General features: G+C 30.1%; 23 protein-coding genes. 11 read left to right on the top strand and 12 right to left on the bottom strand.

Features of this window, described 5'->3' with window-relative positions; all coding sequences use genetic code 11:
• Positions 1–256 precede the first annotated feature (256 nt).
• On the bottom strand, positions 257–1,126 hold the full coding sequence (locus tag JHL18_RS12870) for an NlpC/P60 family protein (protein ID WP_200269758.1): 870 nt from the start codon (positions 1,124–1,126) through the stop codon (positions 257–259).
• A 367-nt stretch (positions 1,127–1,493) separates the two neighbouring features.
• Between JHL18_RS12870 and JHL18_RS12875 the strand changes: the two genes are divergently transcribed.
• The 6 genes from JHL18_RS12875 to JHL18_RS12900 all read left to right on the top strand — a co-directional run bounded on the left by JHL18_RS12875 (position 1,494) and on the right by JHL18_RS12900 (position 6,906).
• The gene (locus JHL18_RS12875; protein WP_200269760.1) at positions 1,494–2,006 is read left to right on the top strand and encodes a hypothetical protein; all 513 of its coding nucleotides are present in this window, start codon (positions 1,494–1,496) and stop codon (positions 2,004–2,006) included.
• Between the two features lie 85 nt (positions 2,007–2,091).
• On the top strand, positions 2,092–2,904 hold the full coding sequence (locus JHL18_RS12880) for an alpha/beta fold hydrolase (RefSeq protein WP_200269762.1): 813 nt from the start codon (positions 2,092–2,094) through the stop codon (positions 2,902–2,904).
• 420 nt (positions 2,905–3,324) lie between these two features.
• Entirely contained in the window at positions 3,325–4,029 is a 705-nt protein-coding gene (locus JHL18_RS12885; protein WP_200269763.1) for a cytochrome c biogenesis CcdA family protein, read from the top strand.
• A 39-nt stretch (positions 4,030–4,068) separates the two neighbouring features.
• Positions 4,069–4,680: a TlpA family protein disulfide reductase gene (locus tag JHL18_RS12890; RefSeq protein ID WP_200269765.1), complete on the top strand. Its 612-nt coding sequence runs from the start codon at positions 4,069–4,071 to the stop codon at positions 4,678–4,680.
• A 194-nt stretch (positions 4,681–4,874) separates the two neighbouring features.
• On the top strand, positions 4,875–5,645 hold the full coding sequence (locus tag JHL18_RS12895) for a 3'-5' exonuclease (protein ID WP_200269767.1): 771 nt from the start codon (positions 4,875–4,877) through the stop codon (positions 5,643–5,645).
• Positions 5,646–6,063: 418 nt separating this feature from the next.
• Positions 6,064–6,906 carry a TerC/Alx family metal homeostasis membrane protein gene (locus tag JHL18_RS12900; RefSeq protein ID WP_200269769.1) on the top strand — a complete coding sequence of 281 codons (843 nt, stop codon included), beginning with the start codon at positions 6,064–6,066 and terminating at the stop codon, positions 6,904–6,906.
• A 144-nt stretch (positions 6,907–7,050) separates the two neighbouring features.
• Here the strand turns inward: JHL18_RS12900 and JHL18_RS12905 are convergent, their stop codons facing one another.
• From JHL18_RS12905 to JHL18_RS12920, 4 genes are all read right to left on the bottom strand, one after another.
• On the bottom strand, positions 7,051–7,632 hold the full coding sequence (locus JHL18_RS12905) for an SF0329 family protein (protein WP_200269771.1): 582 nt from the start codon (positions 7,630–7,632) through the stop codon (positions 7,051–7,053).
• On the bottom strand, positions 7,619–8,089 hold the full coding sequence (locus tag JHL18_RS12910; RefSeq protein WP_207753017.1) for a hypothetical protein: 471 nt from the start codon (positions 8,087–8,089) through the stop codon (positions 7,619–7,621). Before JHL18_RS12910 ends, JHL18_RS12905 begins: the two co-directional genes overlap by 14 nt.
• 371 nt (positions 8,090–8,460) lie before the next feature.
• On the bottom strand, positions 8,461–9,336 hold the full coding sequence (yabG, locus tag JHL18_RS12915; RefSeq protein ID WP_200269775.1) for a sporulation peptidase YabG: 876 nt from the start codon (positions 9,334–9,336) through the stop codon (positions 8,461–8,463).
• Between the two features lie 220 nt (positions 9,337–9,556).
• Positions 9,557–10,561: a CotS family spore coat protein gene (locus JHL18_RS12920; protein WP_200269777.1), complete on the bottom strand. Its 1,005-nt coding sequence runs from the start codon at positions 10,559–10,561 to the stop codon at positions 9,557–9,559.
• Between the two features lie 104 nt (positions 10,562–10,665).
• Here JHL18_RS12920 and JHL18_RS12925 point away from each other — a divergent pair, with 104 nt between their 5' ends.
• Positions 10,666–11,781, top strand: a complete 1,116-nt coding sequence (locus tag JHL18_RS12925; protein ID WP_200269779.1) for a glycosyltransferase family 4 protein — start codon at positions 10,666–10,668, stop codon at positions 11,779–11,781.
• A gap of 200 nt (positions 11,782–11,981) precedes the next feature.
• Here JHL18_RS12925 and JHL18_RS12930 read toward each other — a convergent pair whose 3' ends face one another.
• From JHL18_RS12930 to JHL18_RS12940, 3 genes are all read right to left on the bottom strand, one after another.
• On the bottom strand, positions 11,982–13,037 hold the full coding sequence (locus JHL18_RS12930; protein ID WP_200269781.1) for a CotS family spore coat protein: 1,056 nt from the start codon (positions 13,035–13,037) through the stop codon (positions 11,982–11,984).
• 161 nt (positions 13,038–13,198) lie between these two features.
• Positions 13,199–13,945: a hypothetical protein gene (locus JHL18_RS12935; protein ID WP_200269783.1), complete on the bottom strand. Its 747-nt coding sequence runs from the start codon at positions 13,943–13,945 to the stop codon at positions 13,199–13,201.
• Between the two features lie 35 nt (positions 13,946–13,980).
• Positions 13,981–14,982 (bottom strand): CotS family spore coat protein, encoded by a 1,002-nt coding sequence (locus tag JHL18_RS12940; RefSeq protein ID WP_200269785.1) that lies wholly within the window; start codon positions 14,980–14,982, stop codon positions 13,981–13,983.
• A 136-nt stretch (positions 14,983–15,118) separates the two neighbouring features.
• Here JHL18_RS12940 and JHL18_RS12945 point away from each other — a divergent pair, with 136 nt between their 5' ends.
• Entirely contained in the window at positions 15,119–16,237 is a 1,119-nt protein-coding gene (locus tag JHL18_RS12945; protein WP_200269787.1) for a glycosyltransferase family 4 protein, read from the top strand.
• A 354-nt stretch (positions 16,238–16,591) separates the two neighbouring features.
• Here the strand turns inward: JHL18_RS12945 and JHL18_RS12950 are convergent, their stop codons facing one another.
• The gene (locus JHL18_RS12950) at positions 16,592–17,800 is read right to left on the bottom strand and encodes an ABC transporter substrate-binding protein (protein ID WP_200269789.1); all 1,209 of its coding nucleotides are present in this window, start codon (positions 17,798–17,800) and stop codon (positions 16,592–16,594) included.
• Positions 17,801–18,161: 361 nt separating this feature from the next.
• Between JHL18_RS12950 and JHL18_RS12955 the strand changes: the two genes are divergently transcribed.
• Both JHL18_RS12955 and JHL18_RS12960 read left to right on the top strand, forming a co-directional pair.
• Positions 18,162–18,788 carry a hypothetical protein gene (locus JHL18_RS12955; RefSeq protein WP_200269791.1) on the top strand — a complete coding sequence of 209 codons (627 nt, stop codon included), beginning with the start codon at positions 18,162–18,164 and terminating at the stop codon, positions 18,786–18,788.
• A gap of 10 nt (positions 18,789–18,798) precedes the next feature.
• Positions 18,799–19,902 (top strand): glycosyltransferase family 4 protein, encoded by a 1,104-nt coding sequence (locus tag JHL18_RS12960; protein ID WP_200269793.1) that lies wholly within the window; start codon positions 18,799–18,801, stop codon positions 19,900–19,902.
• A 245-nt stretch (positions 19,903–20,147) separates the two neighbouring features.
• Here the strand turns inward: JHL18_RS12960 and JHL18_RS12965 are convergent, their stop codons facing one another.
• The 3 genes from JHL18_RS12965 to JHL18_RS12975 form a co-directional block, all read right to left on the bottom strand.
• On the bottom strand, positions 20,148–20,429 hold the full coding sequence (locus JHL18_RS12965) for a DUF503 domain-containing protein (RefSeq protein WP_200269795.1): 282 nt from the start codon (positions 20,427–20,429) through the stop codon (positions 20,148–20,150).
• 90 nt (positions 20,430–20,519) lie between these two features.
• The gene (locus JHL18_RS12970) at positions 20,520–21,554 is read right to left on the bottom strand and encodes an acyltransferase (RefSeq protein WP_200269797.1); all 1,035 of its coding nucleotides are present in this window, start codon (positions 21,552–21,554) and stop codon (positions 20,520–20,522) included.
• 456 nt (positions 21,555–22,010) lie between these two features.
• The gene (locus JHL18_RS12975) at positions 22,011–22,319 is read right to left on the bottom strand and encodes a DUF4359 domain-containing protein (protein ID WP_200269799.1); all 309 of its coding nucleotides are present in this window, start codon (positions 22,317–22,319) and stop codon (positions 22,011–22,013) included.
• Positions 22,320–22,675: 356 nt separating this feature from the next.
• Here JHL18_RS12975 and JHL18_RS12980 point away from each other — a divergent pair, with 356 nt between their 5' ends.
• Entirely contained in the window at positions 22,676–23,278 is a 603-nt protein-coding gene (locus JHL18_RS12980) for a hypothetical protein (RefSeq protein ID WP_200269801.1), read from the top strand.
• Positions 23,279–24,166 lie beyond the last annotated feature (888 nt).

Below are 24,166 nucleotides of genomic sequence, written 5' to 3' on the forward strand. Positions count from 1 at the left end.
AATCGCTAATTTACTCTTTAAGTTAGCGATTTTTTTATGAATCTACCTAATCTAAAAATAATTACTATACATGTGTTTTTCTAAGCGTATATAAAAAAGCATTACAATCTAATAAGTTTTATCTTTACTATATAACATAAAAAGTTCAGCTTAATAATTGAAATTGTAAGCTTGAAAAAATCCATGCCTTTATATATCAAAAAAGCACAACTAAATAGTTATAACTACTTAGCTATGCTCTATAAATATTATAAATTTAATTCATTATTCTTCTTGCAGCATAAAACTTCCAGATACCTTCAACTCTTACTTTAGCTCCTGAATATGGTGCATGTATCATTTGATTATCTCCAACATATATTCCAACATGCCCTGGGTCAGTAAAAACTAAATCTCCAACTTTAAGATTCTCTCTTGAAACTGCTGCTCCTGAATTCATTTGATTATGGGTTGTCCTTCCAATGCTTGTCCCAAAATTATTGTAAACATATTGAGTAAAACCAGAACAATCAAATCCTTTTGGAGTTGTTCCTCCCCAAGCATATGGAGTTCCTAAAAAGTTTCTAGCATATGCTACAACTTTATCACCATTACTGGTATTATCTACTGCAACAGGCTTTTCAACATTCTTAATTTCAATATTTTTATTAAAATCCTCTTCTAATCTCCAATGATTAGATTGATTCTGTGAATCATTCCAAGAAACTACTTTATTATCACCACTTAGATGAAGCTGACCGCCTGTCCTAACATTTGTTACAACATAATAACCATTACCAGCGTCAGTTATACTCCACATATTTGACTTGTTTTCACTATCATTATAAGCAGCTAATTTATTGTTACCATCCATATGTAACTGAAGATTTGATCTAACATTTACTATATTATAATAATCTCCTATAGGTTTAAGAATCCATTGATTTGCTGTATTCCTTGGATCATTCCATGCCCCTATTCCATTGTTACCATCCATATGTAGCTGAAGACCTGTTCTTTCATTTACTATCAAAGCTTTTTCAGGAAGAGTTATCGCAAAGGCAGTTTTCATATTGCTTACACTACTTATATAACAGACTACACTAAATGCAAACAAAAATGTAATCAGCTTTTTACGTAATTTCATCATATCTACTCCTTTTCTATGAAAAATCGCTGAAGCGACTTTCTTCAGTGTTTTTTTGCGCATCTGCATTTTCATATGCGATCGATTACAAGTATCTTAATTGTATGTCCCTTTTTCATAAAAAGTATATATTCCTAGGGGGAATGTATCTGTGCTTACGCTCAACCATATCTTAATATACTAGTGGACAAATTAAAACCCTTTATTACTGCCATCGATACCAATATATTCTTAAGTGGATTTTTCCCATAGATAAAAATACGCATATGTTGATCCTCAACCACACTATAAATTGGTAATTTATTGTATACTATAATAAAATCATTTTCATATTACCTATCTATACTTATAAAGGGAGGTGAATAAAATGAAGAAACCCTTAATTATTTCTTTTATCGCCATAGTCCTTCTTGTACCATTTACAATCGCATTTTTTTACATTTGGTTCGCTATAGGAATGATTTCAGCTAGTGGTGCCCACTCTATAAAATTACCCTGGGTTAATCAATATAAGACTTCTATAAGCTCTAACTTTCCTATGCTCAAAGACATAAACATTTACGATAAGCAAGGCAGAGTACGGTTTGATTTTAATCCATCTTCTAATATGACTCTAGACCAATGCAAGGATGTAGTAAAAGTAACAAAAGATTTTATATCAAATACCAATGGTGGGAAAAGCCTACTTGATGAGAGATATACCGAGCAAGATAATATTTGCCTAACCTTTAATTTAAAGAAAACCACCTATATTTTTAAATGCTCTCATCTTGTACAAACCAAAGATCCCACAGACAATCCAAATGCAACTGAAGAGAATAACTATAAAATATGGTATTTACAAGTTAATGATGCACCAGAAATTGAGCTTGAATTTTAAAATTGAATCCGAACAAATATTAATTCACAAATCTATCACACTCTGAATACCCTATCAATATGAGTATTTCTAGCGGAGGCTATAAATGGGGTACTATATTAAAGTAGAACCTAATGTAAAGATTTATGTAGAAGATCTTAACCCTTGTGGGGAAAAGACAATATTATTTCTTCATGGTTGGCCTGGAAGTAATAGATTATTTGAATATCAATTTGACAAACTTCCTGAACTTGGTTATAGATGTATAGGTATAGATACTAGGGGCTTTGGAAACTCAGATAAGCCTTGGGATGGATATGACTATAATACTTTAGCTGATGATGTGAAAACAGTTATTGAAACACTTAAATTAGAGAACATCACCTTAGCCGGCCATTCAACGGGGGGCGCCATAGCAGTTAGATATATGGCTCGTCATAAAGGTTATGGTGTTTCAAAACTAGCTCTTTTTGCTGCTGCCGCACCTAGTCTTATAAAACGTCCTAATTTTCCTTACGGTCTTGATAAGGAAACTGTTTTACAACTTATTGAAGGAACATATACTGATCGTCCTAAAATGCTTCAAGGCTTTGGAGATATCTTTTTCCATAAACACATAACAGAAGAATTTGCAAACTGGTTTTTGCAGCTTGGCTTACAAGCAGCAGGTTGGGCAACTGCCGCCATATCAAATACTTGGTTAGATGAAGTGCTATTTTCTGATTTAGAGGCTATCCATGTTCCAACTCTGATTATTCATGGTGTTCACGACAAGGTTGTGCCTTTCTCTTTAGGAAAAATACAAAGCAAGACCATCAAGAAAGCAAAGTTTATCCCTTTCGAAGACAGCGGTCATGCTACTTTTTATGACGAACGTGAAAGATTCAACAAGGAACTAGTTAAATTTATTAATAAATAACTTCATTTCTAAGATATAAATATATACCAGAAAACCTAGGAGCTCTTAATGGGCTCCTTTTGTTATACTTGGAAATACTTGTTTTTGATCATAGAAAAGCTTGAACTTATTTGTTCGGTGTTTTCCTTATATACCTTGTGAAATTCCTATACTAAATAGCTAATTGAATAGGATGTTTTTAGTAAGTTTCCATTCCACTTTAAGTATAATTATCACTTAATAATGACTATAATATAGTTATAGGTAATATTTATGAAAAAACATTTATACAATTTATTAAGTAAGTTCTTTACATAATCTTCATAGAACTTTGGTATAATAGATTGCTATAACTAAGGATGAATAAACCTAAGGCTATTTTTAGAATATAAGTTTAATTATAGAGTTTTTCGTCTATAAATATAAAAGGAGTTGATATACTTGGATGGAGTACCATTTTTGTTGGCATTTTCTGCAGGATTGCTTTCTTTCTTATCTCCCTGCGTGTTGCCCCTAGTACCGGCATATATTGGTTATATGACTGGTTCCTCTATGAACAATAACCATGCTAATAAAGATAAAATAATAAATTTATATAAAGTACTTGGTTTCGTATTTGGTTTTTCATTAATATTTATTATAATGGGGGCCTCGGCTACAACACTTGGAAAATTAATAATCAGTAATCAAACCTTATTCAGAAAAATAGGCGGCTCCTTGATGATAGTTTTTGGATTACACACTATAGGAATAATTAAAATTAAAATGTTCTATCGTGAAAAGAGGCTTTTATCTGTTATAAACTTCAGTAAAAGCTTTAGTCCTATATTAATAGGCATGGCTTTTGCAGCTGGATGGACTCCTTGTGTTGGACCTATATTGTCTTCTATATTAATTTATTCAAGTAATCTTACTACAGTCTATCAGGGAATATTTTTATTAAGCATTTATTCTCTTGGTTTATCAATTCCCTTTATATTAACAGCTATGGCCATTGATAGCTTCATGAAATTTAAAAGTAATGTTTTAAAGTTTTCTCAAAGCATATCTATTGTAAGCGGCCTACTTCTCATAATTATGGGGATTTTAGTATTTACAAACAACTTAAATACTTTGAGTAGATATGTAAACTTTATTAACTTTTGATAACTTTTATATAGAAAACATTAAAAAGGAGACTCAATCATGAAAAAATTATTTTTTATATTAGCGGTAGTAGTGTTATTTAGTTTAAGCTTCTATACAGTAATAAGATACAATAAGAATAAAGCTATAAAAGTCAATGCATCCGTCGATGCTGATAATACAAAAGCTACAAATCAAATTAATCAGTCAAAACCTACAAATTCCAGTATTTCTAAAAATGAAATATTTAAAAACACATCAGATAACAAAGCCATCGATTTTAAATTAAAAACCCTAGAAGGCACGGAGATTTCTTTGAGTGATTTTAAAGGAAAAAAAGTTTTTCTCAATTTTTGGGCTACCTGGTGTCCACCTTGCAGAGAAGAAATGCCTGAGCTAGAGAAACTTTATCAAGAATCTAAAGATTCTGATTTAGTTATTATAACAATTAACCTAGGCGAAGATGCCTCTACTATAAAATCTTTCATGGATAAAAATAAATATAACTTTACTGTCGCTCTAGATTTAGACCAAGATGTGACTACAAAATATAGCATTGTTTCTATCCCAACATCAATTTTCATTGATTCTGAAGGCAATTTAGTTTCAAAGAAGATCGGTCCTATGACCATTAAAGAAATGAAAGCCTTTGTTACACCTCCCCAAAAATGATATTATTGAGATTGTTTTTCCTTTATATAAGAAACATTATATTGTACATATTTAAAGGGTTGCTGTGACAAAACTTAATTTATACTCGTTCAAAAATCTCGGCTTCTGGGGATTTTCTAGCATGTATAAATTAATAGTTGAGCTAGGCGCCCTATAAATCAGGATAACTTCACAATGTAGAAAGTAGGTGAAATATGAATTATGTAATATATGATTTAGAGTTTAATCAGAAGTATATTGACTTTCCAGAAGAAAATCCTAGTAGTAGTTCTCGTTTGCCCTTTGAAATTATTCAAATTGGAGCATTAAAACTTAATGAAAGATTTGAAACACTCTCTAGCTTTAATGCTCTAATTAAACCTGAAGTATATCCTAATATTCATCCTTACGTGGAAAAGTTAACTAGGATAAATAATAATACCGTTAGCTCCAGTAAAGACTTTGTATCTGTTTATAAAGAGTTTTTGGAATTTATCGGTGACGACCAGGTGATTTTATGCGTTTGGGGCACAGTGGATATTAAAGAGCTTCTTAGAAATATAGAATTCTATAACTTATCATCTTCCTCAATTTCTAAGTATTATATAGACGTTCAAAAAACCGCTTCATTATATCTTAAATCTCCTAATAACTCAAAGGTTGGTTTAAAAACAGCTATAGAACTTTTAAATTTAAAATCTGACAATGAGTTTCATGATGCTTTTAATGATGCTTACTACACTTCTGAAATTTTTAAGACCATCTATGATAACACTAATATTAAGCCCAGTATTTACTCTCCAAATACTTCCAGAAAATCTAAAGAACCTAAAGAAAAGATTGACACTGTGTCCTTAATAAAACAATTTGAAAAGATGTATAACCGAGAAATGTCTTCTGAAGAGAAAACAATAATAAAGCTAGCTTATAATATGGGAAGGACTAGGCAGTTTGTAGTTTATACTAGCCCCATACAAAACACTTAATTTTCAAAACGTATACAGCTTACAACTAAGTAAATCTTTTCTTGCAATGAACATAAACATAGTGTAAAATACTATATTATATAGTTCAGAGGTAGTAGCAAGCTGAAATACAGTGGCAAAAATCGTCAGCACGGATATAATCCCGGTTTTGCGTTTGAATTGCGATACTCTGAAACAATGTACATCTAGCTTTTTATATGTACATTGTTTCAGAGTATCTTTTTTTTACTGTCTAGAAAAGTTTTAAATTTACTTGTTAGCTACACCTAGCTATTTCAATGGATTAACAAGTTTTTTATAGCTATACAGTAAAAAACTTATTCTAATAATAAGCCACTGGATAACTATATTTCATCAAAAGAAAAAAATAATCTATACCACGCTACTTAGGACGAATTTTATTTTTAGGAGGATAACAATGTCAACGAAAAAAGCACTTAAAAACTTTTTACTAATAACTTCTATTGCTATGCTATTTTTTGCATTTCTATGGTTTGATAAGGGACCAACAAAATCCCTTGAATTTCTTGGTGGATATGTAATTGAACTTAGCCTTAGTGTGGACAACCTATTTTTATTTCTTTTAGTATTCTCTAGTTTTGGAATTAAAGCAAAATACCAAGAAAGAGTGCTTAAATACGGAATTTTTGGAGCAATAGTTTTACGTCTGATATTTATATTATTAGGAGTTGCTGTAGTAAGCAGATTCCAATGGATTTTATATATTTTTGGTATCGTTCTAATTGCCAGCGGCTATAAAATTTTAGCTAATAAAGAAGATGATGATGCTTCATTTGAAGATAGCAAAATGCTTAAGCTTCTTAAGAGATTTATTCCAGTTACTAAAGAACTCCATGAAGAAAAGTTTTTTGTACGAATAGATAAAGTACTTCATGCAACACCATTATTTGCAATATTATTTTTGATTGAAGGTTCCGATATATTATTTGCTATTGACTCAATACCAGCAGTTTTCTCAATAACTACAGATCCATTTATAATTTACACTTCAAATATATTAGCTATATTAGGACTTAGAAATCTTTACTTCCTTCTTGAAAGACTTCAAAGTACCTTTGAATATGTTAAGTATGGTGTAGGATTTGTATTATTATTTACTGGTTTAAAACTTGCTCTTTCTTTCAAGCTACATATACCAATACTCGCATCAATATTAATCATTATAGGAATACTTGGTCTTAGCGTAATATTCTCTATTTATATGAATAAGAAAAAAGAAGCTAAAGAAGTAGAAGTATAAATTCCTAAAGAATAAAATAGCCTAAAGTAGAATTTGTTTTAAAATATTTCTACTTTAGGCTATTTATTTTATAAACGAACTATTAAATTAAATTTACCCTACCTTTTATCGAACATAGATTAGGAATAAGTATCCATAATCTAATTAGTTCCCCATATCAAAAGTACTAAGCCGCAGCTCATAAAAATACTGTACAATTGGGTGCTTCAACTTCATTTTCTCTGCCATCTTTAAAAGTCGCTTTTTCCCAACTCTTCTGTCCACTAAGGCTAATATATTTAATAAGATATCATTACTCTCTAGACTTTCCTCTATAGAAATAGCTAAAAATCTATTTGCTACAATATTAAAATTTGATTTGCTTAGTACTGACTGTAAGTATAACATTTCCTTTGCATATTCTGATATTTTTCTATCTCTTGCAATTACTTTTAATCGATCTTCTGGGACTGTCCCCTTAGTACCTTTTCTAACCGCTTCAATTTCCTCACTATTGATAGAAATTTGAATATTTGGATCATTCTTTATTTCATGCTCTGTCTGATACCATCTGATTAAGGTGCTTGTATCGTTCATATTGAATATATTCTTTTTATCCACTTTAATATGACATCGTCCCACTTTGTCAGATAAATATCGATAGCTGGTGGCACAATATTCTACCCTACCATATAATGCAGGACAAAGAAAACTATCTAAACTTTGCTTCATTTTACTCCAAGTCATGAATTCCTCCTATGAATTTAAATTCTATATTAAATGCCATTCCCATATTTTTGCTGAAAAATACTTTTCTTAATTTCTTCTCGTTGAATATTAAACTCTTCACAATTATATACTTTTTTATATCTTTATACATATTAATAATATCATAAACAATATCATCACATGAATAATCCAGTTGATTTACTAACCTTATAGTTGTTTTACCTCGTCTTTTTTTTATCCAAATAAATATATCTCCAACCTTCTTTTCAAATCTTTGCCCTTCAAGTATACCAAAGACTTTTTGCACTTTTTCTTCAATTATCTCTAATTCTTCATTATTGAATTCTTGTGGAAAGAAATATATATGCTTTTTTCTCCATAGGCTATTATTGCTAATTATAGCACTGATATTTTTACCACGATTATCATGTTTAGCTCTTAACATCATAAATATACATACTAAGATTATAAACAAGCAACCTTACTTTACCCTATACTCTTTTACATCATATTTAACTAATAAATAAAGAATTATTGAAAAAACAATTATATTTATTAACAATAAAACTTTTAAATATCTTACTTAGTACTTTTTTACAAAGTCATAAATGGCATATATCGAAATAACAAGTAAAAATGTAATATAATAATATGAACTTATGCCTAAACCCTTAGTTTCTTTAGCTTCAAAGTATGGTGCTCAGCTTACTCAAAGACAGACTACTAAGTTTGATCCTTAATCAGAATTTTCATAGCATGTATAGATAACTTAAAAAGAACCTCAATCTTAAATTTCATTGAAGATTGAGGTTCTTTCTTTTGCTTAATCTACCTACTTAAACACCATTAAACATAAGGTGACTTAGGATACCCTTCCCTATACTTTCCTCTAGTCTGTAGTCCTCCAATACCCTTTATACCTGTTATGGTATTCTCAATGACATCAGTTATAGAAACCACTTGATCTATCCTTGTATAAGCTATCTTCTCACATACGAATACAGGATCTAGGCAGTGGATTAGGACCCGATTTGGACTTGAGGCGAAGTTTGCACCAGCATCCAATATATCCTCATAACAAGATTGACATGCACCAGCGAAAATCACTAATTCATCATAACTGGAATTATAATTTCTTAAATTCTGAACCGATTGAATAAAATACTTTGAGTTTCTATAATTATTCAGGTCTAGGTAGTTTGTAGCATTCTTAATTAATCCATCGTGTCCAGTAAGTACTACTATATCTGGTTTTATTTCCTTTACTAAATTAACTATCTGCGAAGGTTGATCTTTTTCTACAATAGCTTTTCCTGTAGCATTGAGATTAAGTTGTTTATAAACCTTCATACAAGCATCTAAGTATTGAGAATCACCATCAACATGGAGTATTCGCCCTGGTCGTCCAAAGGTTAACTCTTTTTCCGGTATAATTTTGGGAGACTTGGTTACTCTCGTTATATTTTTATGTCCAACCACCTCCCTTGATACCATTACTCTTTTAATAGTTTCATTTACTCTAGCATTAAAGATTTTATCTTTTTCCGCTATAAATTGCTCATCAACCTCTTCTAGATCATCTATTTTCGCATCTGCTATTATTCTTATATTAATACCTTTTAAAACATAATAAACTCCATCATCATCTTCTCTTATATCTATAATCTTAAAAGTTATATCCTTACTATATGACTTTCTTACAACTAAGTCACCGACTTTCATAAACTTCTCCTCGCAGCTATGATTTCACATTATATAGTATGTAACAACCCACTTTTTGTTAAAGTCTTAGATAAATTTTCTTCCCCTCCTATGATAGGCATAAATCATATTAATTCTCTGCGAAGCTCATCAAAGCATTGGAGGTGTGAGCATTTCAATTTTATATAGTTATAAATCACAAAAAATAAGCTACCATAACGGCAGCTTATTTTTTTTATTCCTATTCTTTTTGGTCATACATTTCCTTAAACTCATCAATGAATTTTAGATATATCTCTTTTTCATTGATGATTCCCTCTAGCTTATTGTTAAAGGTGTTCTGTCCCCAGTTGACTTCGTTATAGTAGTATCTATTAGCAAGTCTCCAGTATCTTTGAGGAAATAGCAAGAATGCAAATATAACTCTATATTCTTCATCCTTGAGATTTCCAACTGAGCTATATGATTCTAATATAGCTTTAGCATATTCTATGTTCCAATCTACTCTTTTCAGCACTTTTATCATAAAATTAGCTATGTCGTATGCCCTAATCTCTCTTTTGCAGTAATCAAAGTCTATCACATAAACTTCATTATCATCACCTAATATTATATTATGATAGGTAAAGTCATGATGACAAAAAGATTTATCATTTTCTGCAATGTCACATAAATCAAGGTAAGAGGAGGTCTGCATAACATTATGCGCTCTCTTAGATAGTTCTTTATAGAACTCCATTGATTTAATATAATTTAAGTCGAAGTCGCTTTTCTGAGATTTTTTCCTAGTCATATCTCTCATTTTATCTAGAGATTTCATTCGTTTTTCCATTAGATGTGGCCATCTTCCTAGATCACTTTTCAGTTTAGAGTTTTCTGGAGGATCGTATCCTTTTGTAGCTTCGTGGAGCAATGCAAGGGTCTTTGCCGCTATCTTAACTTCGTCTAAATTGTGGAAGTCGCACTCTCTTCCTGGTATCCACTGTGAGAGAGTGTATAAGTCTTCATTTACTAAGGCAAATGGTTCTCCATCGATATTAAGCTCGTACCTATCAACCTTGTTAAAGCCATTTTCTATAAGATGTTCTTTAGCACCATATACAAACAATAGCTTCTGTGCACCATAGTTTATCCTCTTTAAGCATTTTTCTCCCTTATTAGATTTCAAATAGTATATTCCTTTATTCGGCCTTAGTGTCTCAATTTTTATATCAAACTGTCTTTCAATTTCAAATTCCCTCATCATAGTGCTCACCTCCTATATATTTATATGTACAGGCGTATCCTTTTATTAACACTTTTTGTAATTGCTTAATATAATAAAATATAGAAATGCGAAAGGACTTATATATGAAGATAGCTATAGACGGAAGAGCAGCTAATTGGTATAGAGGAACTGGTATTGGCACTTATACCTATCAACTTATAAATAATTTAAATCAAATAGATTTTTTAAATAATTATTTAATCTTCTTACCTGAAGAATTTCATTTTGAGAAAGATTTCAGAAGCAACTTTAAAACTGGCGTAGCTAAGCAAAATGAATCATTTAATTTTTGGGAGGAGATTAGAGTTCCAAATGTATTGAATGAAAATGATATAGATTTATATCATATCCCTCAAAATGGCGTTGGACTATCCAGTAATATTGATTGTAAAAAAGTAATAACCTTACATGATATCATCCCTTTAAGAATGCCTGAAACCTGTAGCGAAAGGTATCTTAAGATATTTAATGAAGATATGCCAGGGATAATCGAAAAATGTGATGGTATAATTACAGTTTCTAATTTTTCTAAAGAAGATATATACAAAGAATTCAATTTTCCAAAAGAAAAGATTTTTGTAACTCATCTTGCTGCAGAAGACATTTATAAACCTCTAAACAAAAAGCAATGCAAATCTTACTTAAGCAAAAAGTATGGAATTGAAGGTGATTTTCTTCTATACGTTGGTGGTTTTAGTCCTAGAAAGAATATAATAGGTCTTATGGAAGCTTATGAACTTTTGCTTCATAAATATAACAAAGATTTATCTTTAGTTATAACAGGAAAGAAAGGTATATCTTATGACCTTTATAGAGATAAGGCTCAAAAGCTTGGGATAAGCTCAAAGGTTTTATTTACAGACTTTATTCCTTTAGAAGATATGCCTATATTTTATAATGGTGCGAAGATTTTTGTTTATCCTTCTTATTATGAAGGCTTTGGACTACCACCTCTAGAAGCTATGGCTTGTGGAACTCCTGTGGTGGCTTCAACTGAAACTTCCATACCTGAAATTTGTGGCGACTCAGCATTATTGAGTAATCCTTCGAGTACTGAAGATATTTGTCTAAAAATACTTTCAATTCTAGATGATAATGATCTGACGAAGACTTTAATAACCAAAGGGCTCGTTCACTCTGCTACCTTCAATTGGAAAAAGACTGCGTATGATACTTTGGACGCATACAAATCTTTGTAAAATCATATTAATTCTTTGCGTAAGCTCATTAAAGATGTACCACTCAACAATAAGTTTTATATTATGAAGTGGTACATCTATAAAGAGCGTTGTATGGATGAATAACTAATTAATTTCATTACCATAACAACGCAATATATAACAAAAAGGACACTAATATTTATTGAATATTAGTGTCCTTTTATTATAAAGTTGCCACTTTATAGCTTTTCATTATTAAGTTCTTTTAAAAATTCTTCTCTGTCTTCTCTAAACTCCAATTTATTTATAAATCTTGCAAGAAATACATCTTCATCCCAATCTTTATTTTTATAATAATAATCTGATACAGCAGTATAGAAGTCTGAAGGGAATTTTAGTAGAATATATAAAAGCGTATATTCCTCTTTACTTAAATTAAGAACACTTGTATATGCCTCAATTATAGTATTAAATTTATCCATATCATAAGCAAAGTTCTTTATAGCTTTTGTTATAAGTTGAGCTATATCCTTAACCCTTAAGTCTATACTACAATAATCAAAATCTATGAAATATGCCTCTTCATCCTTAATTAAAATATTATGATGTGCTAGATCTCCATGGCATAGCACTACTTTATCTTCTTCTTTACAGATATCATTGTATTTCGAATCTCTTAACAGTTCTATACATTCTTTTACTTCTTCTATATAATAATCAACTTCATTTAAAAATAGTTTGTCGAACTCATTTTTATGCCTGTAACTTATAACTTGCTCTTTAAGTTTTTTCATATCTGTGAGAGAATACTTAAAATATTCCTCCAGGTTACCAAGGGTAATATCTTTTTGCTCTAAAGAATAGCTAGTATTAACTTTTCCATTAATGGTCTTAATTATACCTATTGAACTTTTATGCATCACAGCCAAATCTCTTGCCGAAATAGATAAGTCTACTATATTTGAAAATGCACACTCTCTACCTTCAATTAGGTCTAGTAAGGTATATACTCCCCCTTCCCATAGAACATACCTATTTCCATCCTCAGCTATGTCTATAGTAAGTGCTCTATGGAATGTGTTCTTTATAAAATCTAAGTTTTGTGAAATAAAATTCAACCTGTCGATTGAGTAATCAATTTTCTTTAATATCTTTTTGCCTTTGGAAGTTTCCAGTATAAATACGCTTCTTACAGGAACTAAATCCTCTACCTCTATAGAGAACTTATTAAAAAGTTCAATGTTAAGATCATATTCGCAAAGATATTTTTTATCTCCATATTTTAACTTTAACATCCTTTTCACCCTTTATAAATTACTTTACTAAAACTTAATTTATATATACTTAAAAACTCTGTAGCTCTGTACGTACCACTTCATAATAAAATTTATTTAGATTGAAGTTATAAATCCATAGAGATTTTTTTGCAATATATAAATTGATAGTTATATAGATGTTATACTAAACAATCTCCATCTTTCAATTTTGCAACAGATAATTTTTCTCCATATTCCTCTGCGCTCCATTTCTTCTTACCTTCTCTTTTTCTTGCACATACCTTCATATAGTCATAAGGATAAGAAACCATAGCTTTTATATAAGCTTCACTGACTTTATCAAGACCTGATTTTAAAACAAAGCTTTCAATAACTTTTCCGTAATCTATGTGTATCCCTCTTCTTTTGATTTTACTTAGGTATGTTATGCAATCCCATTCAACCATGTTAAAGCAAAGCTTTGATGTGTCAAAAATGCAAATATAATTTTTACGTCTCCACAGGTTTGTGTTTTCACAGTTTACAAGACTTAGTTCATTACTTCTCATACTTCTTTTTATGAGTTCTATATATTCAGCTTCTCCTAAATATTTTACACACGCTTCAGCTTTAATAAGCATTTGGTACCCACTGCTTGATAGTTCGTTTTCAAAAGCGTCTTTAATGCCTTTTTTTTCTATACTTAAGAGCATTTTTCTTAGCTTTTTTATATTAACTTTACATTCTTCCATTTCCTTACCGATATTACTTTGGAGTCTCAACAAATATATTCCCTCTCCGTCTTTTACTCGGTTATGAAAATCACATATTAAATCTATCTGTTCTAAAATATTGTATTCATTATAATTTGTTTGTAGAATTCTTTCCGTTTGATTAGGAGAAATAATTATATCTCTTTTCTCCAGGTAATCTTTCAAGGAATCCATGTTCTTTCCTCCTAAAACAAGTGATGTGTGTTTTTCTATAAATAAATTCTTAAATCATCAACAAATTCCTGTCTTTCCCTTCTATCCTCACTATACTTATTTAACTTTTTAATGAAAAACTCCTCGCCCCAAGGCTGTTGTTCCCAATAGTATTGAAGTCCTATCTGCCAAAATTGCTGAGGAAATTCAATAAAAGCAGCCATAATAGCTATTTCTTCTGGTAACACTTTTTTATTAGCTTCATAGGATTTTATTATAAAATCTGCTTTTTCCATCTCCCATTTTCCGTCCTTCATGGCCCTAATCATAAGAGAGCTTAAGTCATGCAAATGGGTGTCTAATATGCAATAATCAAAATCTATTATTGATATATCACTACTCGCTTCAACTAATACATTATGATGCGCATAATCATGATGGCAGAAACCTCTTTTCAAAACTTCTTTCTCCATTATTTCAACATAGTTACTGTCCTTAAGATTTTCAATAGAAGCTACAGCTCGTCTTACCTCTTCTTCTATTAATGAAAGGTATAACCTATCAAACTCAGATTTTACTGCTTTTTGTCCAATTCTTTTTTTAAAATCCATTATTTCATCTATTCTTGTACTAAACACATTTGTCCAAGTAAACCACCCTATTCTTGGTCTCATTTCATTTGTCAATGTAAATCCTTCGCTACATACATGCAATTCAGACAACTTCTCTGCAGCCCTCATCAGGTCTATTGGATTATCATAGTTACTTTCTCTAGAAATAACCCAAGGTGTAAGATAAGCATGTAAATCCCCTAGCTTTACATATTTTTCCCCTTTCACTGTATCTATTATCTCTGGCACTTTATTAAAGCCTTGCTTTTGAAGATGTAGTATAGCTGACAAGATAAAATAAAAATGAGGATATTGATATTTAATTAATTTCAAACAATACTCCCCATGGTTTGATTTTAATCTGTATATATTTTTAATCTTGATACATTCTGTTACATCTATTCCGTACTGCTCTTTTATACTAGCTTTTATTTCATCTATATTCACAATGAAACCTCCAGCAAATATTTCATATTATTATATGTACTATCCTTAGACGTTGTTCCAATATATGGATATAACAATGCACCAAAATACTTTTGTAGAATATCTATATATTATAGGAATTTTAGGAGAGATTTACATGAGGATTGCTGTTGATGCCAGAGGTATCAATTGGTATAAAGGAACTGGGATCGGTACTTATACCTATAATGTCTTAAAAAACTTACTGAATATAGATTTAGAAGATAAGTACAGCCTCTTTTGGTCTGGCCCTAATTCTAAAGAATTCACTGATGAAAAAACTGAAGTTATCATGGCCTCTAGAAGACATCAGCGATTTTTTGAAAATATATATTTTCCAAACTATTTGTACGACAAAAAAGTGGATTTATATCATGTCCCTCAAAATGGGATAGGTCTAAACGACCAGATTGACTGCAAAAAAGTAGTTACTATACATGATTTAATTCCATATATTATGCCTGAGACCGTTGGCAAGGGATATTTGAAAAAATTCTTAACTGATATGCCAAAAATAATTGATAGTTGCGACGGAATACTCACAGTTTCTGAGTATTCAAAGAAAGATATCTTGAAGTTCTTTCCTATTATAGATCAAGATAAAATCTTTGTTACTCCTTTAGCTGCAGATACTTCTTTTAAACCTTTGGATAAAGAAGAATGTACAGCTATTGTGAATAAAAGATTCAATTTCGCTAATAATTTTATATTATATATCGGTGGCTTTAGTTCTAGAAAAAATGTTTTAGGTATCATACAGGCATTTAATAAAATGAAGCTTGATACTGACCTTAGTTTAGTGATTGTAGGCTCTTTAAGAGATGAAGGTATAAAATTAATGGATATATGCAAAGAGCTTCATTTAGATAAAAGAGTTGTCTTTACTAACTTTGTAGAAGATGATTTCCTACCGATACTCTACAATGGTTGCGAATTTTTTGTATATCCTTCATTATATGAAGGTTTTGGACTTCCTCCATTAGAAGCAATGAGCTGCAAGACACCTGTGATAACCTCAAACGTAACTTCTATTCCTGAAGTGGTTTCAGACACAGCACTACTTATCGATCCACTAAGTTCTGAGGAACTTTATAACGCAATGTCAAAACTTATATCTTCTAAACAACTTAGAGATGAATTAGCTTTAAAAGGTTATGAAAGAAGTAAATCATTTAACTGGAAAAAAACCTCTGAAGATACTCTAGAGGCTTACAATAAAATTTTATTACAGAACTAATTAAAAGCAAAACCAGCAACATTTATAATCTTAAATGTGCTGGTTGATTTTTTTGTTGTATATAAATTATATTTAACTTCCTTCATAAATTAATAATTTAAAGTAGCATTTCTTTAGTATTCTTATGAATAGAGCTTATTAGATATTATTAAAATTGAGTTGTTCTACAGGAGATACTATATGAGCAAGCTATTAGAATTAAATGATTTTTTCATATGTAATAGCGTTAAAAACCTGTATTGTCTGAACGAAGTGAGTTTACAGGTTTAGCTATGGAATATGAGAAAATCATATTAATTCTTTGCGGAGCTCATCAAGTATCGGATGTAGGACAACTCAATTTCATAGTTTAAATTAATGCACTACATTTCCATTTACTTGTACATCAAGCTTATTGCTTTGTTCTATGTAAGAGTCTATCATCTTACTCATATCATAGTAATATTTTTTCCTCTTAGAATTTGTTTCGATAATAGTCATCCTCGCCCATAGTCTATCATAATCTAAGAACTGTATCTTCTTATCAATCTCTGAATTAGCATAGCTATCGATATAACTTGGAAATACTCCATCAGTTGACATATACTTTATAAGACTTTTTTTATCTGTTAGAGCACCAGCTATAAATTGCTTTAGTAGCTCTATATCTTTTTTATTATTTAAAAATACAGCATTAACACCTTCCATAATCACAGAAGTATTTCCACCTGGTTCAAAAGCTGGCAAATCCTTAACAAATAAACTTCCTTCTTTATATATCTTTTCTAAATTCATATAAGTATTGCTTGAACCAAATAATATTGGCGATTTAAAGCAATCAAAGTTATTATCTATCCTAAGTATATTATTTTTCTTTAGGTCCGATACTAAGTCAATTACCTTGGTGAGATTTTTATTACCTGAAGTCATATCTAGATTTTCTGACGGTACTCCCAGCTGATATAATAGCATCTTTACCAATGTTTTTTCATTTTCTTCATTCATTAACATAATACTTTCTTTTTTCCCGCTAGCTTCATAATACTTTTTACCAGCATCTATTAGCATGCTCCAAGTATTCACACCATCTAAATTCACATTATATTTATGTAATAGTTCCTTATTACAAAACATCACTATAGGTTTTGTATCCCATGGAAATCCATATATCTGATTGTTCACAGTTATTTCATCTATTCTTCCTTGAGAATAGCTCTTTGCTCTAGAACTTACATCACTAGTAATTGCAGTTACTATGTTTTTATTAGAAAGCAACATGTCGTTCAGTTCTTGACCAGTTAAAAGCACCAAATCTGTTTTTTTATCCACAGTCTCTATACTATTATTAACACTTTTTATATAGGAATCTTGCTTTATATCATTCACATTGATCTTTACTTTAGGATATTTTTTATTAAATTCTGTAACTTGATTCTTTAAGTAATCTGTATATGGAGCATAACTCAAGATATTGTACTCATAGCTTACTTCACTGACCACTTTTACTTCTGACTCTTGCTTACATCCGGACAATAAAAAACTTGTATATAAAACAACCATTAATATTGCAATGCATCTTCGCATAATTTCACCTCAAATATACTATACACAACATTTCCTCTACATAAAGTTCCAGTAGACTTTACCTACTTTATACTACTTAAGGAAATCTTAAAACCATTTTCTAATATATTATATCATATCCAATTACAATTTCGGAACTAAAACCATCATTTCCATTATGTTCTACCTTTAGATTATAACCATAGAGCTTCCATCTGAAAAAATCATTTAATTCTAACATTTCACTTATATATCAGTTCCTTCATCTTCCCTTAATTTCAACAGTATTCTTAACCATAACCAAAAATATATAAATAATTAATATCAAGAATTCAATATTCTTAGCATATAATCTTATGAAGTAATTTTTTTGAGGAAGAATATGATAAAGAATGGAGTCAATATAACTGGCATATGTGATGCTGACCAACTTAGCAGAATTGCTTGTGAACATATAATAACCTTTTCTCACTCTGATTATATATATATAAATAGGCGAAAGCATCCTTTAAACCAATTAATATCAACAAACTTAGCAGTAGACATATCTAACAATCAGAAATTAGAATTAAAAAAACAATCCATACTACTTATGCAAGGAATAAAACAATTTACTTTAGAATACAGAGACGATAGAAAAAGGCGCTCAGTTATAACAAGAAGCTTACCGTTTACTAAAACTATACTTTTAAAGACTGCTAACTCAACATATAAAAATATTAACTTATACATCATAGACGCTACTATTCAAATGCTAAATCAAGAGGTAGTACTAGCACAAACTTCTTACTTACTTGCTTTTGATGGAGATGGACTATCCGAAGTCCCACCAATCATTGTTAATAATAATCCTGTAAGTTCTACAAGTAGTAAAGTTGAACCACCTCCATCATTTGAAGAAAATGTAGAAGTTCCTTCACTAGATAAGATAGCAGACAAAATAAGTATCCCAGAGGAAAATATAGTTATCGATAGCAGTAAATTTGATATAGAAGAAGAATTTTTATAGGAGGTACAGTATGAATTATTGTATTGATGGATTAGCTGCATCTAAGATGCAAGGAACAGATATGTTTTCTTATTCTCGAGAGATTATAAGTCTACTTAACTCTTCAACTACCTTTGATGAAATGCACGCAATTTGGGATCACTTTCCACTAAGCTTTTATTGGGAAAGGCTTAAAAATATAGACTTCGTTCCACTCACTATAGATAGAACTAAAAATGATTACTCTAAATTAGTAGATTTTCTTACAGAAAATGATATAAGTATATATCATTCACCTAACAATGGTTTTAGTATGCCTGAAAAAAAGGTTTGCAAATATATAACAACTATACACACTCTTTATCCAATGGCAGACAAGAAGAACATAGATGAAAAATACCTAAATAAGTTTATTAAGATGGTTCCAGCAGCCTTGTCCATAAGTGATTCAATAATAGTCAATTCTGAGTTTAGTAAAGATGAACTAATTAATTATTTTGAGGTAGACAAAGATAAAATTAATGTTGTATATCCTAAGTGTAGTGAAATATTTAAACCTATGGAAAAAGTCCTATGCAAGAACTTTCTAAAGAGAAATTATAAGATTGATTACCCTTACATGCTCTATGTTGGTAGCATAACAGAAAGAAAGAATTTAGAGCTTATAATTGAAATCTTGAAGCAGGTTAAAACAAAAGAAAATAAAATAAAGCTTGTAATAGCCGGTGACGGTTCTGGTAAGCGATCTGGGTATTTAAATAAATTAAAAAAACTTATAAATAAGTACGGATTAGATGATGATGTGATATTCCTCGGACTAGTTAAATACACTCATCTTCCAATCCTCTACAGCGGAGCTTTGTGTGTAGTTGATTTTTCTAATTATAACAGCTACCCACTTTCAATTGTTGAAGCTTGCAACTGTAAGGCAGTTGTAATATGCAATAAAACCCCAGTTAACTTAAAAGTTCTTAATAAGTGTGTAGTCTATGCAGGAAATGATGAAATAGTTGCTATAGCTGATTTTATACAAGGTATGAATGATAACTCTTCCTATAAAAATCAGATAGTAGCTAAATTCAGCACCCCATTATCTTCTAGTGATGAACAATTATTGAGTATGTATTCATTATAATAACAGACTGTTTTTTTATATTATATTTAAACACTTATAAAATATAGAGTTACTAGCTCAACTATCGAGTTATACGTGCTAGATGCTACTCAGAACCGATATTTTTAAACAAGTATACATTAGGTTTAGATACAGGAATACTTTATAAATTTACCACTTCCTATTGAAAAAAATATCTTCAAGTTCTCTCACTGAAGATCGTTGAGGTTTTGAAAATACTTTTCAAGTAGAGGTGGTATCTTTTTTTAAAGTATTTCAATATTGATATCTTCTACCTCCGCTTCAGTATTATCATATATAAAGTCTACGACCTCATTTAAGGAATTGTTTGCATGACTTGAGCTATTACTTACCGTTGCTATTCCTAAAACCAAAAGCTTATGATTGTCCTGGTGCTCAACTTCGCTTATAGAAACATTAAACTTGTTTTTCACTCTTTGAATTAAGCTTTTAGCTACCATTCTTTTTTCCTTTAAAGATTTAGCCCATGGTATTCTTATCGTTACTTCAGCAGTTCCTACTATCATAATATCTCCTTAAAGTACCATGTTAAAATTATATCTTTACTTTTTACTTAACTAAGCCTAGTATTTACCTTTTTGTCTTTTATATACTTATTATATACATACTTTCTTTAGTAAAGGTATCTTACTTACTAAAAATACTGTAATTAACGATATCATAAAAATCAAAAGTGCTTGCACTGGCGATCCGAGTAAAGGGTGGATAAATGTTGGAGTTATATTAATACCGAACATTTTAATGACAAAGCTATACAGTATCAGGTTATGTATTAAAAAAATACCATAAGTTAAGCTTGATATGTTTACAATTAAAATATATGCTTTATCAGTAATCCTATCTTGAATAAAATTGTTTACATATATAGAAATATAAAATATACTTACTGTAATAATTAGCTGCGTTATTGACATCTCACTAATAAGAGGTATTTTAATTAGTGCACTTGTCAAAAACATTGAACTATTTATCATTGTAAGTACTATTACTGTAGAAGCTAATATTGCCAGCACCTTCTTAAAAATGTCCTTTGAGAAAGGTACTCTTCTCATAGCATAGCCTATAATTATATATCCCCACCAATCAGAAAATACAAATGTTATAGGAATTCCATAGTTAAAATTCCTAAGTATAGGATTTATGATACAAAGAACAAACCACACAGAAATTATATATAATAAATCTTTATTGCTTAGTTTGTCCACAAATTTCCTTAAAAATGGGGTGCATATATATACCCCTATAACATAATATACATACCAGAAATGAGTGTATATGCTATTAGTTAGAAATAACTTCACTATATCATATCCAATTTTCATTGTAGTAAACATGTTTAAATATAAAATATAAATAATACCCCAAAATAAATATGGAATTAGAACTCTATTAAATTTCTTAGAAAAAAAAGCTTTATACCCCTTATCCTTATAGTTAAATAAAAAATATCCAGTTATTAAAAAGAAAAAAGGTAGTGCAGTATATGATATGCTTCTAAGAATTGAAATTGTCCTAAAATTATCTTTTGCAATAATCGAACCATAACTATCTGTTACATGTCTTAAGATAACTAAAAAGCATGCAACTATTCTAAGAATTTCTAATCCAATTACTCTGTTTTTATTTGACATTTTAAAACATTTCCCCCTAAATACTCCGTTATAAGTTACCTTATGCAACATCACTTTTTGTAAAAATATTATACAATTGCACTTTTCTTCATAAATATATCATGTAATTACATTATTGTATATATCTTTTCGTTCCTATTAATCTATACAGAGATATACTTCTTCGAACAGAAATCTACCTTTAAAACTCTCAAGGTTTCTTCCCATACCTACAGCATGAAAAGTTCGTAAAAACAAAAAAAATCTAAGATCCACAATCGTGTAAACCTTAGATTTATTTACTATGGTAGCCCGTAGGGGGATCGAACCCCTGATTCCAAACCACACTTAATTTATCCGTCCAAATCCATTCATATCTAAGGATTCTACTAGTCTTAATTTCTATATTCTATCATATTTTTTCATAGCATTTCAAGGCTTTTGTGGGAAAGGTGTGGGAACTATGTGGAACAAAAATTACTTAGATGCTTGCTCTGTATCTACATCGCTTATTGTAAGGAAGTTATTGAATGCACCGATTGTTTTTATTTTTTCACTTCCGATTTTAGTATTATAACTACTGAAAATTACAAAATTATTAGATGTAGTTGTATTATTTACTACAGTATCACCAAGTAAAATTATAAATCCTTTTTCTAATAAAGAATGGCTCTTTTGAGATGACTCTTTAACCCAGTTTATATAATCTCCCTTAGTTGGGTTAGTAAAAGTAGCTATACTTAATAAAACTAATATAATAGAAATTACTATACCTATCTTCCTCATGAAAAATCACCACCTCTCTGTTTATGGTTATTTTATCCATGAGTGTTTCTTTTATTCAATCAAAACTTTAACTAAATCTACTGTTAAATTTTCATAGAGCAGTTCACATCTTACTCTAATATATTTAAATATATTATTAAAATTACGATGATATCATCAAATTGCATTTATGTTTTAGCATTAAGGTCACTATTCTTTCATATAATATAATTGATAATTCTATATAGGTAAAATAAATGTATACTTGTATCGATTCAAATAATAAAATTTATACTGTTGATCAGTACTGCCTGTTAAAAAAAACAAATAAAGAACCTCAAATAATCATGTGTCCATTTTGTAGAAATAATTTATTTTTGAGAGCTGAAAACTCTCAAGAAAAGACTCACTTTTGTCATAAGAAAAACACATCTTGTTCTAGCGTCGATTATAAAAAGTTATTCGACTCATCTAGCCGTAAGAAGACTACAGAAGAAATTTTACAAATAAAACTAGAAATCATTAGATCTTCGTATCGAATTTTCAAAAGTATTGAGCAGCAATTTGCTATTAACATTACTGAAGAAATGTATATAACAATTTTTTCAAAGCTTTTAGATAAAAAAGTGCTTAATCTACTAAATATTACTCCAAATCACATTCCTTATATATGGGTAAATGAATTAGGTTACTATGAAAACACAAGTTATCTGTATACAAATTTAGGAAATGTAAATCTTGCTAAGGTATGGAATCTTTCTAGTAAAAAAGATAGCGTTATATGTATCAGCGAAGATAAAAATGGTTATGCATGTACATCAATAGTAGAAGTTGATCTAGATTGCTTAAATATACTTTCTAATAGAATACCAATATGGTTTTTATCTAAAACAATACCATCTTTATTAGAAATAATTAATTTAGAAACTTCTCAGTCAGAAAATCTATTGAAAGAACTTCTTAATACTTGTGAGTATTGACTTGCACGTAATTTTCATTATGCAATTCAACATGTCACACAGATAGCTTCAATTAACTAATATATTTTGTGGTTACAATATATCGAACGCTACTTATTATACTATATATGAATAACTGTATTCATTGCGAACTATATAAATCTTAAGTTTTTAAAGAAGTGATTTCCCTCCACAATTGCTCTCCCTAATCCTGTATTCCTCTCCAGCGAGCAAAGATGGCTGAAAATCACCTTTCATTAAACTATCCCACCCTGTATTTTTGCTAATAAACTCTGCCTATTTCCTCCACCCACAGCATTATATATGTCTTTCTCATCAGCATTCCTATGTGGTCCTTATATGAGGAAAGTTTGGATATGCACTACCTAGTCTTTAATATCCTTAGCTAACTATCACTCACTAACTTAAGACTAGAAAGCGCATATCCAAACTCTTTATTTTATATTCTCTTAGATACAAGCTAACTTTTATCTACCCACAACCCTCCCCGTATATTTGCTTATTTTAACTCCCATTATTGTTCCGCAAATCTTCCATGCTACCTTTACATTGCTTTCATTTCATACTTAAATCATTTCATATTTCTAAAACCTTATTTTCATAGTACATATATATTGCTATAGCTATTCCTATATATACTCGTTATGCACGCTAATCCAGCAAGCTGGCGTGACAATCATGTGCTAAAGCGCTATTTTTGCGTAACATATTTCCTATAACTACACTAAACGCACTATTTATAGTCAATACTCCATATGTTAATTCTACTAAAAGTGACCTTTCCAATATTGGATCTACTATTGCTATGGCTTTTTATAATGTAATCTTTTTCAATTATTCTTTAACTATCGCTCGATAAATTTTTCTCCCCCACCCACCCACAGAAAA

It is taken from the genome of Clostridium yunnanense, assembly GCF_016595795.1.
In the GTDB taxonomy this organism is placed as follows: Bacteria; Bacillota; Clostridia; order Clostridiales; family Clostridiaceae; genus Clostridium_AR; species Clostridium_AR yunnanense.

What these genes read in the sequence shown, in the direction of transcription:
- JHL18_RS12870 (WP_200269758.1), bottom strand. Translation starts at nt 1,126, where the DNA reads ATGAAATTACGTAAAAAGCTGATTACATTTTTGTTTGCATTTAGTGTA.
- JHL18_RS12875 (WP_200269760.1), top strand. Translation starts at nt 1,494, where the DNA reads ATGAAGAAACCCTTAATTATTTCTTTTATCGCCATAGTCCTTCTTGTA.
- JHL18_RS12880 (WP_200269762.1), top strand. Translation starts at nt 2,092, where the DNA reads ATGGGGTACTATATTAAAGTAGAACCTAATGTAAAGATTTATGTAGAA.
- JHL18_RS12890 (WP_200269765.1), top strand. Translation starts at nt 4,069, where the DNA reads ATGAAAAAATTATTTTTTATATTAGCGGTAGTAGTGTTATTTAGTTTA.
- JHL18_RS12895 (WP_200269767.1), top strand. Translation starts at nt 4,875, where the DNA reads ATGAATTATGTAATATATGATTTAGAGTTTAATCAGAAGTATATTGAC.
- JHL18_RS12900 (WP_200269769.1), top strand. Translation starts at nt 6,064, where the DNA reads ATGTCAACGAAAAAAGCACTTAAAAACTTTTTACTAATAACTTCTATT.
- JHL18_RS12905 (WP_200269771.1), bottom strand. Translation starts at nt 7,632, where the DNA reads ATGACTTGGAGTAAAATGAAGCAAAGTTTAGATAGTTTTCTTTGTCCT.
- yabG (WP_200269775.1), bottom strand. Translation starts at nt 9,336, where the DNA reads ATGAAAGTCGGTGACTTAGTTGTAAGAAAGTCATATAGTAAGGATATA.
- JHL18_RS12920 (WP_200269777.1), bottom strand. Translation starts at nt 10,561, where the DNA reads ATGATGAGGGAATTTGAAATTGAAAGACAGTTTGATATAAAAATTGAG.
- JHL18_RS12925 (WP_200269779.1), top strand. Translation starts at nt 10,666, where the DNA reads ATGAAGATAGCTATAGACGGAAGAGCAGCTAATTGGTATAGAGGAACT.
- JHL18_RS12930 (WP_200269781.1), bottom strand. Translation starts at nt 13,037, where the DNA reads ATGTTAAAGTTAAAATATGGAGATAAAAAATATCTTTGCGAATATGAT.
- JHL18_RS12935 (WP_200269783.1), bottom strand. Translation starts at nt 13,945, where the DNA reads ATGGATTCCTTGAAAGATTACCTGGAGAAAAGAGATATAATTATTTCT.
- JHL18_RS12945 (WP_200269787.1), top strand. Translation starts at nt 15,119, where the DNA reads ATGAGGATTGCTGTTGATGCCAGAGGTATCAATTGGTATAAAGGAACT.
- JHL18_RS12950 (WP_200269789.1), bottom strand. Translation starts at nt 17,800, where the DNA reads ATGCGAAGATGCATTGCAATATTAATGGTTGTTTTATATACAAGTTTT.
- JHL18_RS12955 (WP_200269791.1), top strand. Translation starts at nt 18,162, where the DNA reads ATGATAAAGAATGGAGTCAATATAACTGGCATATGTGATGCTGACCAA.
- JHL18_RS12960 (WP_200269793.1), top strand. Translation starts at nt 18,799, where the DNA reads ATGAATTATTGTATTGATGGATTAGCTGCATCTAAGATGCAAGGAACA.
- JHL18_RS12965 (WP_200269795.1), bottom strand. Translation starts at nt 20,429, where the DNA reads ATGATAGTAGGAACTGCTGAAGTAACGATAAGAATACCATGGGCTAAA.
- JHL18_RS12970 (WP_200269797.1), bottom strand. Translation starts at nt 21,554, where the DNA reads ATGTCAAATAAAAACAGAGTAATTGGATTAGAAATTCTTAGAATAGTT.
- JHL18_RS12975 (WP_200269799.1), bottom strand. Translation starts at nt 22,319, where the DNA reads ATGAGGAAGATAGGTATAGTAATTTCTATTATATTAGTTTTATTAAGT.